The 12,251-nt window shown below is 67.1% G+C and carries 15 protein-coding genes and 3 pseudogenes; 15 read left to right on the top strand and 3 right to left on the bottom strand.

Annotated elements, in window-relative coordinates; genetic code table 11:
- Positions 1-73 precede the first annotated feature (73 nt).
- The 3 genes and pseudogenes from JAO75_RS20385 to JAO75_RS20375 form a co-directional block, all read right to left on the bottom strand.
- Positions 74-226 (bottom strand): hypothetical protein, encoded by a 153-nt coding sequence (locus tag JAO75_RS20385; RefSeq protein WP_199050975.1) that lies wholly within the window; start codon positions 224-226, stop codon positions 74-76.
- Positions 227-362: 136 nt separating this feature from the next.
- A pseudogene (gene dmeF, locus JAO75_RS20380) lies at positions 363-1,337 on the bottom strand (CDF family Co(II)/Ni(II) efflux transporter DmeF).
- A 39-nt stretch (positions 1,338-1,376) separates the two neighbouring features.
- Positions 1,377-1,655, bottom strand: a complete 279-nt coding sequence (locus tag JAO75_RS20375; protein WP_199050974.1) for a metal/formaldehyde-sensitive transcriptional repressor — start codon at positions 1,653-1,655, stop codon at positions 1,377-1,379.
- Between the two features lie 139 nt (positions 1,656-1,794).
- Here JAO75_RS20375 and JAO75_RS20370 point away from each other — a divergent pair, with 139 nt between their 5' ends.
- The 15 genes and pseudogenes from JAO75_RS20370 to JAO75_RS25240 all read left to right on the top strand — a co-directional run bounded on the left by JAO75_RS20370 (position 1,795) and on the right by JAO75_RS25240 (position 12,242).
- Positions 1,795-2,058, top strand: coding sequence for a heavy-metal-associated domain-containing protein (locus JAO75_RS20370; protein ID WP_246742625.1), 264 nt, complete (start codon positions 1,795-1,797; stop codon positions 2,056-2,058).
- Positions 2,059-2,099: 41 nt separating this feature from the next.
- Positions 2,100-2,573, top strand: coding sequence for a hypothetical protein (locus tag JAO75_RS20365; protein ID WP_199050973.1), 474 nt, complete (start codon positions 2,100-2,102; stop codon positions 2,571-2,573).
- Positions 2,574-2,706: 133 nt separating this feature from the next.
- The gene (locus JAO75_RS20360; RefSeq protein ID WP_246742624.1) at positions 2,707-3,033 is read left to right on the top strand and encodes a hypothetical protein; all 327 of its coding nucleotides are present in this window, start codon (positions 2,707-2,709) and stop codon (positions 3,031-3,033) included.
- A gap of 24 nt (positions 3,034-3,057) precedes the next feature.
- Positions 3,058-4,545 carry a TolC family protein gene (locus JAO75_RS20355; RefSeq protein ID WP_246742623.1) on the top strand — a complete coding sequence of 496 codons (1,488 nt, stop codon included), beginning with the start codon at positions 3,058-3,060 and terminating at the stop codon, positions 4,543-4,545.
- A gap of 19 nt (positions 4,546-4,564) precedes the next feature.
- The gene (locus JAO75_RS20350) at positions 4,565-5,977 is read left to right on the top strand and encodes a multicopper oxidase family protein (protein ID WP_199050971.1); all 1,413 of its coding nucleotides are present in this window, start codon (positions 4,565-4,567) and stop codon (positions 5,975-5,977) included.
- Positions 5,978-6,010: 33 nt separating this feature from the next.
- Entirely contained in the window at positions 6,011-6,499 is a 489-nt protein-coding gene (locus tag JAO75_RS20345) for a cupredoxin domain-containing protein (protein ID WP_199050970.1), read from the top strand.
- Between the two features lie 44 nt (positions 6,500-6,543).
- Positions 6,544-6,834, top strand: coding sequence for a copper-binding protein (locus JAO75_RS20340; protein WP_199050969.1), 291 nt, complete (start codon positions 6,544-6,546; stop codon positions 6,832-6,834).
- 62 nt (positions 6,835-6,896) lie between these two features.
- A pseudogene (locus tag JAO75_RS25525) lies at positions 6,897-7,214 on the top strand (DUF305 domain-containing protein); the annotation flags it as partial.
- A 99-nt stretch (positions 7,215-7,313) separates the two neighbouring features.
- Positions 7,314-7,580 (top strand): annotated as a pseudogene (locus JAO75_RS25520) (copper-binding protein); the annotation flags it as partial.
- Positions 7,581-7,643: 63 nt separating this feature from the next.
- Complete coding sequence (locus JAO75_RS25515) at positions 7,644-7,862, top strand: copper-binding protein (RefSeq protein WP_425523209.1); 219 nt, start codon at positions 7,644-7,646, stop codon at positions 7,860-7,862.
- A 97-nt stretch (positions 7,863-7,959) separates the two neighbouring features.
- Complete coding sequence (locus JAO75_RS20330) at positions 7,960-10,362, top strand: heavy metal translocating P-type ATPase (protein WP_199050968.1); 2,403 nt, start codon at positions 7,960-7,962, stop codon at positions 10,360-10,362.
- A gap of 209 nt (positions 10,363-10,571) precedes the next feature.
- Positions 10,572-10,814 (top strand): hypothetical protein, encoded by a 243-nt coding sequence (locus tag JAO75_RS20325; protein WP_199050967.1) that lies wholly within the window; start codon positions 10,572-10,574, stop codon positions 10,812-10,814.
- Positions 10,815-10,891: 77 nt separating this feature from the next.
- Positions 10,892-11,170 carry a hypothetical protein gene (locus tag JAO75_RS20320; RefSeq protein WP_199050982.1) on the top strand — a complete coding sequence of 93 codons (279 nt, stop codon included), beginning with the start codon at positions 10,892-10,894 and terminating at the stop codon, positions 11,168-11,170.
- 50 nt (positions 11,171-11,220) lie between these two features.
- Positions 11,221-12,111 (top strand): F510_1955 family glycosylhydrolase, encoded by an 891-nt coding sequence (locus JAO75_RS20315; protein WP_199050966.1) that lies wholly within the window; start codon positions 11,221-11,223, stop codon positions 12,109-12,111.
- On the top strand, positions 12,108-12,242 hold the full coding sequence (locus JAO75_RS25240; protein ID WP_281433537.1) for a hypothetical protein: 135 nt from the start codon (positions 12,108-12,110) through the stop codon (positions 12,240-12,242). Before JAO75_RS20315 ends, JAO75_RS25240 begins: the two co-directional genes overlap by 4 nt.
- The last annotated feature ends 9 nt before the right edge of the window (positions 12,243-12,251 follow it).

Here is a 12,251-nt window from a genome sequence, read left to right as displayed (position 1 = left end):
CCGCTGCAACCACAGCCCGGACAGAGTGCGCACTATCATCGGTGCACATCCCACATGAGTTCCGACGCTGTACTTAGTCCCCAAGGAACATGCCCCGGTAGGTCTTGTTGGCGTACCGGAGATTGTCCTCGGCATCGAAGATGGAGACGGCCTGTCCGCTCTCCGTGAGGGCCTCCACAAGGCGATGGAGGGCTTCGTCATCGGGGTTGAGAGGCAATGAGGTCATTCAGGTCCAAGGCAATAGGGAAAGGCAGGATAGCCAGTCCTTGCCAAGCTGTGGACAGACTGTCCACCCAGGGATTCCCGTATCCTGCCCATTCCGGCAGCAGCCTCATGGACTGCCCTCAGGGGTGCCGCCCGGATCATGCCGGAAGCGGCTGGACCTCGACGGTCACATGCGACAACTCGTGGAGATGGGACAGCCGCTCCTTGTAGGTCGAAGGTGCCTTGGGAGCTGGCGTAGCCAGCGATACGATCGCCGCGTGGTGTCCCGGGCCGACCTGCCAGACATGCAGGTCGGTGATCCGGTCACCCTCGCCTTCCAGTGCCTCGCGGATCTCGTCCGGCAGGTCCTCGCCCTCCGGAACGACGTCCAGGAGGATGGCTCCGGCGTCGAGGATGAGGCCCCAGGACCAGCGGGCGATCACCAGGGCGCCGACGATGCCGATCAGCGGGTCGAGCCAGAGCTAGCCATAGGTGCGGCCCGCCAGCAGGGCCACGATGGCCAGCACCGAGGTCAGGGCATCCGCCAGGACATGCAGGTAGGCAGCACGCAGGTTGTTGTCGCGCCCTGAGGCATGGGAGTGACCGTGATGGTGATGGCCATGGTGCGCATCACGGTCATGGTGCTGGTGGCCATGATGGTGCCCGTGGTGATGGTGGTCGTCCTTCAGAACCCAGGCGCTGGCGAGGTTCACCACGAGGCCGATGATCGCGACGGCGGTCGCCTGGCCGAAGTCGATGGGAACGGGGTTGGCCAGACGCAGCAGGCTCTCCCACCCGATCAGCAGGGCAATGAGGGCGAGGAGGATGGCACTCGCGGAGCCGGCGAGGTCGCCCAGCTTACCCGTGCCGAAGGTGAAGCGAGGGTCACGGGCGTGCCGGCGGGCGTAAAGGTACGCCAGCGCGCTGATCAGCATGGCGGCGGCATGCGTGGACATGTGCCAGCCGTCGGCGACGAGCGCAATTGAGCCGTAGAGCGTGCCGGCGACGATCTCGACTACCATCATGGTGGCGGTCAGGGCGATCACGAACCAAGTCCGGCGCTCGTTCCGCTCGTGGTTGTCGCCCAGGAAGACATGCGCGTGCTGCAAGGATTGCAGGGAAGGGCCATGCATCGGGTCACCTCTCAGGTTCGTCCGTGGGGGAGCCGCGTCTCATTTCAGGTAGGTGCGGACCACGTCGATCAGTTCCTGGGCGCCGCAGGCGCGGTCGGCGTCCGACTCCCGGGCGGGGTCGACCACATGATAGCGGATGTGCTCCTCCATCAACTCGGCCGTCAGGCCGTTGACCGCCCCGCGCACCGAGGAGACCAGCATCAGCACGTCGGCGCAGCCGATCTCCGCCTCCAGGGCGCGCTCGACCGCCTCAACATGGCCCCGGATCCGGCGCACCCGCGCCAGCAGCTTCGCCTTGTCCTTAGTGGTGTGGGACATGATCTCCTGTTCCGCAATAAATAAGGTAGCGGGTATATTACGCGGGTAGAACGCCGGCGAGTGCGAGACTGCCCTTGACCTTGCCACTGTTGGAACCCGCAGCATCCGAATCCTCACCATCGCAAAGGAGCGACAAGACATGTGCGGATGCTCAACCCACCAGTCCGGGAACACCGGACAGACGCCGATGCCCAAGGCCGGCAGCCTGACCCTGCGCGTCGAGGACATGACCTGCGGACACTGTGCCGGCACGATCAAGAATGCGGTCGAGTCCAGCCTGCCCGGAACGCAGGTCGACGCGGACCCGGCCTCGAAGCTTGTGTCGATCCGCGGCACGGCCGACCTGGCGGCGGTGAAGGCCGTCGTCGCCGAGGCCGGATACACGCCCTCCGAGGCGGCCTGACGCGGCACGGACAAGGCGGTCCGGAAGGTCGCACGCCCTCCATGACCGCCTTGTCGAAGCAGTCGGTTCGTGACACACATACGATTCTGACGGACGGGAGACTTCCCTTGCGGCTGATGGGCCTCATCATCGCTGTTCTGCTTGCGGTCACCGCGGGAATCCTCGTGATTTCCACGCCGCATGCGGCTGCCTCGGGTGAGCATCCCGCATCGGCGGCGACCATCCTCGGGCATGACCATGCAACGCACTCGCACGGGGGCGTAGCCGACGTGGAGCCTGCGTCGGCCCATTACCATGCCTCGGCCCGCAATGACTGTGGCGACCCCGCCTCGGGGGATCACGGCAGTGGCGGGACGGACTGCTGCACCATGGGTGCCTGCCACGCCGTCCAGGCGCTTACCGCTCCCGTGCTTCACATGCCCTGCGCCTCCGCGGCCGTTCTTGCCGTGGTCGGCGACCAACAGGTCGAAGGCGTCATCCCGGGCGGACTCGACAGGCCGCCACGAACCGCCTGACCCAGGAGCGGGCGATCATCGCCCGCACGCAGCGGCATGGCGGCTGCCAAGGCCAGCCCTGCCCGACGTGAAACTCAAGACGGTCACCCTCCCGAGCGAATGATCAGAACGCCGGACCCGTGACGACGGGCGGATGCGCCGCCCGTCCCGCTGTCATCACCGCGTCGATCCTGCCGTGGAGGTCCGTCCGGAGACGGATCCCATGCTGAAACTGATCCCAATGGCGGCGCTCGGCCTCGGCCTGGCTGCCTGCGTGCCGACCCAACATCCCTCCTACCTCGTCGCGGCTGCGGATCCCGCCGTGGGCACCCGTCCGCCGACCTACTCCGCCGTCACGGCAGGCGTGCGCGCGTACGACGTCGTTGATCCTCTCGACTGGCGGGAGCTCAACCGACGCGTCGCGCCCGGAGCCAATCCGGAGCGCGGCGATAGCGACGATGCCGCCCGACGCGGCCGATGATCCATGCGCAAGGACACCACAACAATGACTGACAATGACCATGCGGAACCTGCGCGCCGGCTGCGGCTGCTCGGAGGCGTCGCCTCCGCCCTGATGCTGGGCGGCTGCGTCTCATTCTCGGCCGACGGTGGGCTCTCGACCGCGCAGACGGTCGCGTACGCCGAGTTGAACAAGGACGTCGTGAAGGTTGCCAGCGAGGCCGATGCCCTCGCGACGCAACAGCACGCTCACGCCCTCCTCAGACGCCCCCTGACCGCCGACAGCGCCGTCCAGATCGCTCTGCTCAAGAACCGGGGCCTGCAAGCCGCCTTCAACGATCTCGGCGTCTCGGAAGCCGAGTACGTCCAGGCGACCCTGCCGCCGAACCCAACGGTGGCCCTGTCCCGTCTCGGCGGCAGCCTGGAACTGGAGATCGAGCGCCAGATCCTGATCGGACTGTTCGAGCTCGCCACCCTGCCGGCTCGGGCGGCCGTCGCAGAGCAGCGCTTCCGCGCGGCCCAGTTCCGGACCGCCGAGGCCGTCCTGCGGCTCGCCGCAGAGACCCGGCGGCAGTACTACCGCACGATCGCCGCCAACCAGCAGGTCGCCTTCATGCAGCAGGCGCTGGCGACCGCCGAGACGGCCTCGGAACTCACCAAGCAGCTCGGCGAGAGCGGCGCCATCAACAAGCTCGAGCAGGCCCGCGAGCACGCCTTCTACCAGGAACTCGGGGCCCAGCTCGCCCGTGCCCGGATCGAGCAGAAGGTCGAGCGCGAACGCCTGATCCGGCAGCTCGGCGTCTGGGGACGCGACGTCGACTTCCGCCTGCCGAACTCCCTGCCGCCGCTCCCGGCCCGCATCGCGACCGCCAAGGACATCGAGCGCCGTGCGTTGGAGAGCCGCGTCGACCTCCAGGCGCTGCGCCATGACCTGAACGCCGTTGCGGGGCAGTACGGCCTGACCAGCGCCACCCGCTACGTCACCGACGTTGAGCTCGCCGGCATCTCGAGCTACGAGCGGGCCAAGTCCGTCTCGGTCGACCACGGCGAGGTCGAGGTCGAGAAGGAGAAGATCAACCGTCGCGGCCTCGAGGTGGAGTTCACCATCCCGATCTTCGACTTCGGGGCCACGGCGACGCGCGGCGCGCAGGAGGCCTACATGGCGGCCGCGAACCGCCTGGCCGAGCGGGCCGTCAATGTCCGCTCAGAGGCGCGTGAGGCGTACGCCCGCTATCGCGGCAACTACGACCTCGCCCGCCACTACCAGGGACGCGTCCTGCCCCTCCAGAAGACCATCCAGGACGAGGCCCTGCTCCAGTACAGCGGCATGCTCGTCGACGTGAGCCAGCTCATCCTCGACGCCCGTGCCCGCATCCTCAGCAACGTCGACGCCATCAACGCCCGCCGCGACTTCTGGGTCGCCGCCACGGACCTCAAGGCCGCCCTCATCGGCGGCGGGGCCGGTGGTGGTGCGGAAAGCGGTGGCGGAGAGGCCGTGGCTGCCGCCGGGGGCGGCGGCGCGGCCGCGCACTGACAACAACGGAGAGACCACGATGACGGACCTATCGCGCAGGAACTTCCTCGGCGCCGGGGGCTTGGCTCTCGCCGGCGCCTCCATGGTCAGCGGACGCACGCAGGCCGCTAGCCTGCCCGAGGCGCCGACCATGACCGAGGGCACCATGCAGCCGCCGCTCTACCCCAAGAGCGGACCGGACTACCAGCCCGTCGTGACCCTCAACGGCTGGACCCTACCGTGGCGCCAGAACGGCGACTGGAAGGAGTTCCACCTCGTCGCCGAACCTGTCGTGCGCGAACTCGCGCCCGGCATGAAGGCGCACTTGTGGGGCTACAACGGCCAATCCCCGGGACCGACCATCGAGGCGGTCGAGGGCGACAAGGTGCGCATCTTCGTGACCAACAAACTGCCGGAGAACACGGCGGTGCACTGGCACGGACAGCTCCTGCCCAACGGCATGGACGGCGTCGGGGGACTGACCCAGCCGCACATCCCGCCGGGCAAGACCTTCGTGTACGAGTTCATCTGCCAGAAATCCGGTACCTTCATGTACCACCCGCACTCGGACGAGATGGTCCAGATGGCGATGGGCATGATGGGCTTCTTCGTCGTGCACCCGCGCGACCCGGCCGAGCGCCGGGTCGACCGCGACTTCGTCTTCCTGCTCAACGCGTTCGACATCGAGGCCGGGTCTTACGTGCCGAAGGTCAACACGATGCTCGACTTCAATCTCTGGTGCTGGAACTCGCGCGTGTTCCCCGGCATCGACCCGCTCGTGGTGCGCCAGGGCGACAAGGTCCGCGTCCGGTTCGGCAATCTCACAATGACGAACCACCCGATCCACATGCACGGCTACGACTTCAAGGTCACCGGCACCGACGGCGGCTGGGTGCCGGAGGGGGCGGCCTGGCCGGAGGTATCGGTGGACGTCGCGGTCGGGCAGATGCGCGCGTTCGAGTTCGTCGCGGACGCCCCCGGAGACTGGGCGATCCACTGCCACAAGTCGCACCACACCATGAACGCCATGGGCCATGACGTGAAGACCTACATCGGCGTGAACATGAAGAGGACCGCCGCCGCCATCAAGAAGGTGGCGCCGGGCTACATGCCGATGGGCTCGGCCGGCATGGGCGAAATGGGCTCGATGGAGATGCCGCTGCCCGACAACACGCTGCCGATGATGACGGGGTTCGCCCAGTTCGGGCCCGTCGAGATGGGTGGCATGTTCTCGGTCGTGAAGGTGCGCCCCGGGCTGGCGGCCGACGATTACAGGGACCCGGGCTGGTACAAGCACCCGGAGGGGACCGTCGCCTACGAGTGGACCGGCGAGCAACTCGCCGAGCCCGCCAGGGCGACCCCGCCCGACAGCGGCGTCAAGGCGACGGAGTTCCGCGCCATCGACCGACGCAAGAGACCCGTCCGCACCGCCGGCGGCCACGACAACCACTGACCCCGACAGGAACCGATGCCGAAGGAGCAATCGATGAACACACGCATTTCCGCCCTCGTGGGCGCCGCCGCACTGGCGCTTTCGACCGGACCGGCGTTGGCCGCCCCGGCCGAGCCCGGCCACAGCCACAGGACGTTCGCGGCTGGCGAGCCGGGCGACCCGAACAAACCCGTCGCGCGCACCATCGAGGTCACCATGAAGGAAACCGATGACGCGAAGATGCTGTTCGAGCCGAGCAAGGTCGAGATCAGGCGCGGCGAGCAGGTGAGGTTCGTTCTCAGGAACGCCGGGCAGGTCGAACATGAGTTCATGCTCGACTCGGCCGCGAACAACGCCAAGCACAAGATCCAGATGGAGAAGAACCCGGACATGGAGCACGACGACCCGAACGGGAAGCGGCTCGCACCCAGCGCCTCAAACGAGATCGTCTGGCGCTTCACCAAGGCCGGCACCTTCGAGTTCGCCTGCCTGATCCCGGGCCACTACGAGTCCGGCATGAAGGGCACCGTCGTCGTCAAGTGACGGACCCGATCCCCTCGCCATCAAGATCCAAGAAGGAGTTTCCCATGAAGCGTATCGCCATCAGCCTGATTGCCGCGCTGAGCCTCTCCGGCGCCGCCCTCGCGCAGAACCTGCCGACGGTCACCGGTACCGTCGAGAAGGTCGACACCACCCAGGGCAAGATCACGATCGACCACGGCCCGATCCAGAACCTAAACATGGAGGCCATGACCATGGTGTTCCGCGCCCAGGACCCGAACCTGCTCAAGGGCCTGAAGGCCGGCGACAAGGTGCAGTTCACCGCCGACCGGGTGAACGGCCAGATCTCCGTCACCTCGATCAAGAAGGGCTCGTAAGGCCCGCACCGCCCCGCGGCATGGCTCCGCGGGGCGATCCTCCTGAATGAGAGGCACTCATCATGAAACGCTTGACCCTCACCCTCACCGCCGTCGGGGCCCTGCTGGCCGTCGGAGCGGGCGGCCCGAACGGGATCGCGCAGGCGCAACCCGCCAAGGGAGCGCCGGCGGCCTACGAGCGCGTCCGCGAGGTCATGGACGACCGCTTCAAGGACATGAAGCTCGCCGGCGATCCTGACAAGGATTTCGCGGCCCTGCTCATCGCCCACCACGAGGACCTAATCTTCCTCGCCCGCACGCAGCTCGAGCACGGCGCGGACGAGCAGCTCCGCCAGGTTGCGCAGAAGATCCTCGACGAGCAGCAGAAGCAGATCAGCGAGCTGAAGGAGTGGCAGGTCCGTAACCGTCAGGCGGACTATCGCGCCAAGCTGGACCAGCCTCCGCATGGCTCGGGACCGCTCGACCAGAAGGGGGCTTCCATCCCGGCCCCGCAGGCCCAAGCCGCCGCCCCGGGGCAAGCCGCTGCCCAACCTGCCGCAGCGAACCTCCCGACCGTGTCCGGCACGATCGAGAAAGTCGATGCGGGCGCCGGAAAGGTCACCATCGACCATGGTCCGATCCCGAACCTCGACATGGACGCCATGACCATGGTGTTCCGGGTTCAGGATCCTGCCCTGCTCCAGGGCGTGAAGGCCGGGGACAAGGTGCAGTTCCAGGCCGACCGCGTGAACGGACAGATTTCGGTCGTGAGGTTCGGGACCGGCGGAGCGCAATCGACTCCGGCTCAGCCAACGGCGGCAAACCTCCCCATGGTCACCGGCACGGTGGAGAAGGTCGACGCAGCCCAGGGCAAGGTGACCATCGACCACGGACCGATCCCGAACCTGAACATGGACGCGATGACGATGGTTTTCCGGTCGCAGGATCCGGCGCTGCTCAAGGGCGTGAAGGCCGGCGACAGGATCCGGTTCCAGGCCGACCGCGTGAACGGCCAGATCAGCGTCGTCAGAATCCAGAAAGGACGGTAGCGGATGTGACGGTCGGGCAGCCCACCAGGCGTTGACCTTGCCATCGTGGGAAGCCGCAGACTGCCCGCATCGAACGTGAACGCCAGTGGGGAATGCCATGAACGACGACCACGCCACCAAGGGACACGGGCACCAAGGCCATGCCCATCACGGTCATGGCGCCCACACGGGACACCAGCATCATGAGCCTGCGGCGAATGCCGGGAAGGTAAGGGATGCCGTCTGCGGGATGATGGTCGATCCGCACGTTACCCCGCACCGCACCAAGCATGGCGGGAAGCCGTACTACTTCTGCTCGGCCGGATGCCGGTCGAAGTTCGAGACCGATCCCGCCCGATACCTCTCGGCGGAGGAGGTCAAGAAGACCGATGAGCCAGTGCCGGAGGGAACGGTCTACACCTGCCCCATGCATCCGGAGGTCCGGCAGGTCGGCCCCGGCTCCTGCCCGATCTGCGGCATGGCACTCGAGCCCGTCCTGGTGACCACGGACTCTGGCCCAAATCCCGAACTCACCGACATGACGCGGCGGTTCTGGATCGGCCTCGTTCTCACCATCCCGGTCTTCGTGCTCGAGATGGGTGGGCATCTCCTTGGGATCTCGCATTACATCGCCCAGCAGACCTCGAACTGGATCCAGATGACCCTGGCCACGCCCGTCGTGCTGTGGGCGGGCTGGCCGTTCTTCGTCCGCGGCTGGCAGTCGCTCGTCAACCGTAGCCTCAACATGTTCACCCTGATCGCCCTCGGCGTCGGGGCGGCCTGGACCTACAGCATGGTGGCAACCCTCGCGCCGGGCGTGTTCCCGGCCCTGCTGCGCGGTCCGGACGGCGCCATCCCAGCCTACTTCGAGGCCTCGGCGGTGATCACCGTGCTCGTCCTCCTCGGGCAGGTGCTCGAACTGCGGGCACGGGAGCAGACCTCGGGCGCCATCAGGGCCTTGCTCGACCTCGCGCCCAAGACCGCCCGTCGGGTGCGCGAGGACGGCACGGACGAGGAAGTTGGCCTCGACACCATTGCCGTCGACGACCGCCTGCGGGTGCGCCCGGGCGAGAAGGTGCCCGTGGACGGCGAGGTCCTGGAGGGGCGCTGCTCGGTCGACGAGTCGATGGTCACGGGCGAGTCGATGCCCGTAACGAAGGAACCCGGCTCGAAGGTGATCGCCGGCACCCTCAACCAGACCGGCAGCTTCATCATGCGGGCCGAGAAGGTCGGGCGCGACACCATGCTCTCGCGCATCGTCCAGATGGTGTCGGAGGCCCAGCGCAGCCGCGCCCCGATCCAGCGTCTGGCCGACCAGGTCTCGGGCTGGTTCGTGCCCATCGTGATCGTCATCGCCCTCCTGGCCTTCGCGGCCTGGGCGATCTGGGGACCGGAGCCTCGCCTGTCCTATGCCGTCATCGCCGCGGTTGCGGTGGTGATCATCGCCTGTCCCTGTGCACTCGGGCTCGCAACGCCGATGTCGATCATGGTCGCCGTCGGACGCGGCGCCCAGGGCGGCGTGCTGATCAAGAACGCCGAGGCGCTGGAGCGGATGGAGAAGGTCGACACCCTTGTCGTCGACAAGACCGGAACCCTGACCGAGGGGAAGCCGAGCGTCACCGCTATCGTGCCCATCGGTGATCTTTCGGAGGCCGAGCTGCTGCGGCTTGCCGCCAGTGTCGAGCGGGCCAGCGAGCATCCGCTCGCCACCGCCATCGTGGCGGCCGCCATGGAGCGCAGTATCCCCCTTGCCGAGGTGTCGGATTTCGACTCGCCCGTCGGCAAGGGCGCCCTCGGCATGGTCGAGGGCCGACGCTTGGCGCTCGGGAACGCCAGGTTCCTGGCCGAGCAGGGCATCCCCGTCGAGGCCATCGCCGGCAAGGCGGACGAACTTCGCCGGGAAGGCGCAACCGCGATCTTCGTCGGCATTGACGGACGCCCGGTCGGAATCCTCGCCATCGCCGATCCGGTCAAGGCCACCACGCCGGAGGCCTTGAGGAGACTGCGCGCGGAAAACATCCGGGTCGTGATGTTGACAGGCGACAACCGCACGACGGCGGAAGCCGTGGCGCGCCGGCTCGGCATCGACGAAGTCGAGGCGGAGGTCCTGCCCGACCAGAAGAGCGCCGTGGTCGAGCGCCTGCGCCGGGAAGGCCGCGTGGTCGCGATGGCTGGTGACGGGGTCAACGACGCACCGGCGCTTGCGGCGGCAGACGTAGGCATCGCCATGGGCTCAGGGACCGACGTCGCCATCGAGAGTGCGGGCGTGACGCTGCTCAAGGGCGACCTGACGGGGATCGTGCGGGCGCGACGGCTCTCCCAGGCAACCATGCGCAACATCCGACAGAACCTGTTCTTCGCGTTCATCTACAACGCCGCGGGCGTGCCGGTCGCGGCCGGGGTGCTGTACCCGTTCTTCGGGATGTTGCTCTCGCCGGTGCTCGCCGCCACCGCCATGGCGCTGTCGTCGGTGAGCGTCATTGCCAACTCACTGCGCCTCCGGATGGCAAGGATCGGGTGATGGGCGTGCAGTGAGCCCCCGCTCTGGCCTCCGGGGCGGGATCCGCAAAGAACAACACGATCATGTGAGTTGTCCATAGGCCATTCTATCACTAGGTCTGAATGATGCCGCTGCTCCGGTCCCTCTGTGCATTTCTTGTTATCCTGGCCTTTGTGCTGGGAACGATGGTGCCTGTACCGAATGAGATGGTGGCTCATGACATGCACGAGATGACCGCCTCAGTAGCTATGGACTCCGAGGCTGCCGATTGCGACCACTGCGAAGGCGATGCAGCCACGCCCATGCCCTGCGCGAAAGCATTCTGCGCCGGATCGGCCATGATCCTTGCCCATGCCGCCGCAGGAACGCCCGTGGCCGTGACAGAGCGACTCGCATCGAGCCCCGACTTGGACGGCTCCGGGCTCACGCGCCTTCCCGAGCCTCCTCCTCCTCGAACCATCCTGATCGGCTGAAGCCGCGCCATGCGCGGCCACGGCGGATGTGCGCCTGCGCGCGTCCGCGATCCCGACCATGACTTGAGGAGAACGAGATGCAGACGTCATCTTCCGTCGTGCCCTCGATGCGCTTGGCCGCATCCCGGGTTCCATCCCTGCTGAGGAGCCGGCGCCGCCTGATGCTGGTGGCCGCCATCGTCCCCTTGACGGGCAGCCTTGCGCTCGGCTGGCCCTGGCTTGTTGCTGCGGGCATCGCCCCGCTGCTGCTCTCCGCTGCACCCTGCCTGGCGATGTGCGTCCTCGGCCTGTGCACGAAAGACATGTCTGGGCTGTCCTGCTCAACCACGCCCGCTCAGCGCGAAATTCAACAATGAACGCCCGGGCCAAGCCCGTGGGCTCGCCCCCTGATCCCAAGGATTCAGACATGAAGAAGATCACCACCAACAAGCTCGCGCTTACCGCAGCCGCTGCGCTCACGCTCGCCACCATCGGATACAGCGTCCGCTCGGAGGCAACTGAGACCCTGGAGGTTTCCAAGCTTCCGGCCCACACGCACATCCACGGTCTCGCCGTGGATCGCCAGGACCCATCCAAACTGCTCATCGCCACCCATCACGGGCTGTTCCGTGCCGGCGCCGACGGCAAGGCGGAGCGGGTTTCCGAGGTCCAGGACTTCATGGGCTTCAACCCACATCCGAGCGACCCGAAGACGCTTTATGCCAGCGGGCACCCGGCGCAGGGGGGCAATCTCGGCTTCATCACCACGACCGACCAGGGGAGAACCTGGACGCAGGTGTCACCCGGCGTAAACGGTCCGGTGGACTTCCACCAGATGACGGTCAGCCCCGCCGACCCGAACACGATCTACGGCTCCCACAAGGGGCTTCAGATCAGCCGTGACGCGGGCAAGACCTGGAAGATGGTCGGCCCCACGCCCGACAAGCTGATCGATCTCGCCGCCTCGGCGAAGAATGCGGACACGCTCTATGCCGCGACGGAGGAGGGCCTGCTCGTCAGCAAGGATGCCGGCAAGACCTGGAAGCCGCAGCTCGGGGGCGCACCCGTGAGCCTCGTGGAGGTCACGCCCGACGGCACGCTCTACGCCTTCGTCATCGGGCGCGGGCTGGTGCGCTCGGCGGAGGAGCCGCTCAACTTCACTGAACTAGGTAATGATTTCGGCGGCGGCTACTTCCTGCATCTCGCCGTTGACTCGACGAACCCGGATCGGCTGTTCGCCTCGACCGGCAAGGGTCGGGTGCTGACCAGCACGGACCAGGGCCGGACCTGGAGCAGTTTCGGCGCGTCGAACTCGTGAGCGAGCATCAGATCATGGGCATGATGGATGGCATGGGATGGATGATGGCGGGAATGGGCCTGGTCTGGCTCCTGGTCGTCATCCTGCTCGTCCCCGGGGTCGCGGCGTTGGTGAAATACCTGCGCCGATGAACCCGAGGC

This window comes from Microvirga splendida (assembly GCF_016427565.1).
Lineage (GTDB): Bacteria > Pseudomonadota > Alphaproteobacteria > Rhizobiales > Beijerinckiaceae > Microvirga > Microvirga splendida.
The sequence above is the reverse complement of the archived record's forward strand: the minus strand, read 5'-3'. Positions and strand labels throughout refer to the sequence as shown.